Below are 1,979 nucleotides of genomic sequence, written 5' to 3'. Positions count from 1 at the left end.
CACCGAATACCCAGTTGTTCGTCTTGGATCGGTTGAGCCTGCCGAAGTACTTGTTCACGATCCAGCGCTTCGACTTCTTCGGGTGGGTGCGCTTGGCCCACTTGTAAGTGAGCGTCCACACATAGCTGTCCAGTGCCGAGAACGTCCGGCTGGACACCACTGTCCGGTAATACGCGGACCAGCCCCTAACGATAGGGGATAGACGGCGTAGCACGACTGTGATGCTCTGACCTAACAGGGCCTGCATCTCAGATTTCAGTCGATTCCGGATCCTCTTGACCGCGTCCTTGCTGGGTGTGATGATCAGGCTGTCGCCATGGCGGCGGACGTTGAACCCCAGGAAATCGAATCCATCCGACAGATGGAGGATCCGTGTCTTCTCTTCATTGAAGCGAAGCCCTCGGGGTTGCAGCCATTCAGTCAGGCGTGACCTGACGGTCTCCGCTTCCTCCTTGCTCGTGCAGAACACGGCAAAGTCATCGGCGTAACGCACCAGGATCGGGGTTCCTTTCGCAGCCCACATGACCTTTCCCTTGCGGGTAGCGAAACGAACTCCTGCGGCCTCCTCCATCCCGTGCAGAGCGATGTTGAGCAACAAAGGACTGATCACTCCGCCTTGAGGGGTTCCCTCCTCGGTCCGGGTGAAGCGTCCGTCATCGACCACACCAGCCTTCAGCCACTGCCGGATCAATTCCCTGGCTGGGAATTGCCCGATGGCTTCGAGCAGGTGGGGATGGTCGATGCGGTCGAACGCGGCAGCCAGGTCGGCGTCAAGTACCCACTGGCGCTTGGCGGCCTTGCCCTTCGCGGTGCTGAAGATCGCCTGGATGGCGTCGTGGCAGCCGCGGCCCGGCCGGAATCCGTAAGAGCGTGATTCGAACCGAGCTTCCCACTCAGGCTCCAGCGCGTTCTTCACACGTGCCTGGATGACCCTGTCACGCATGACGGGGATGCCGAGTGGTCGTTGCTTTCCGTTGCTCTTCGGGATGTAGACCCGCTTGACGGGCTTGGCTCGCCAGGGTTGTGTTTGGCCGTCGATTTCAACTGCCATCCGTGCTCTCGCCTGGGGGGTGAGAGCGCGTTCCCTGTCGATCCCTGCCGTCTTGCGGCCCCTGCTCTGCTGTGTCACCCGCTTCACGCTCACGAGCGTGTTGCTGCGGCTTCTCAGCATGAGCTTTTGCAGATTGCGGACCTTCTTGAGGTCCCCTTCCTGTGTCGCTTTGAAGATCCTCTGTCTCAGGCGCCGTACGTTCTCCTCGACTCCGGCCCAGTTGAGGCTGTGCCAGTCGAGATGTCCGCCCTGGGGTCCGTTCGCTATGGAAGTCCGAACAGGCTTGGGTATCTCCAACTGTAAGTTCCCCCTTCGCGTCTAACTTGTCCGCCAGGTTCTGGCTGCTTTACTCGGGATGCTGCAAAGGCTCACCTGGTCCACGTGGGCCCCCTTTCAGGCTGGGTCACCGGGACCCATATCCGGCGAGTTATGGCCGGAGGCGTGAAGGCCGCCTCCGGTTTTCCCCTGATCTTTCGATCTACCGGCATTCGCTTCTTGGACCATCCTGTTCCCGCTGGAGAGTTGGGCCTTCCTTGCGGTTGGCTTACCGGGCCGAGGCCCGGACTCCATCGGGGTTTCCACGTTCCACACACGTAAGTTGCGACTGGGGTGGGTGCCCCCTCTATCCCGGAACCGGCGGTGTCCTCTTTCCGGTCTCAAATCTCCGGAAGTCGCCTGACGCCTCTCGGCGTCGGGTTCTATAGCTGCCGACTGCAAACCACCAGGCAGCTTCAACCTTACGAGACATCAACAGGGGTTCACGCGGTTCACCCGTCCAGTCTTTCCCTCGCCTGTTGTTTCCCGGTGGTCGGGGAACTCTTGGGCTTGAACGCTCAGCTTCACACCCCGCTGTTACCGGCGACGCATGTGAGCGCGGGAACGGATATGGACACTAATCCGGGGTCAGCACATCTCTCCTTCCTTCGCG

1 protein-coding gene is annotated in these 1,979 nt (G+C 60.5%); it reads right to left on the bottom strand.

The annotated features are described in order from the left end of the window. Positions 1 to 1,348 (bottom strand): group II intron reverse transcriptase/maturase (gene ltrA, locus ACFW5B_RS33510; RefSeq protein WP_386448264.1); only part of this gene is annotated, 1,348 nt, incomplete at its 3' end. Positions 1,349 to 1,979 lie beyond the last annotated feature (631 nt).

Origin of the sequence: Streptomyces sp. NPDC058773 (assembly GCF_042746015.1) — a bacterium.
In the GTDB taxonomy this organism is placed as follows: Bacteria; Actinomycetota; Actinomycetes; order Streptomycetales; family Streptomycetaceae; genus Streptomyces.
The sequence above is the reverse complement of the archived record's forward strand: the minus strand, read 5'-3'. Positions and strand labels throughout refer to the sequence as shown.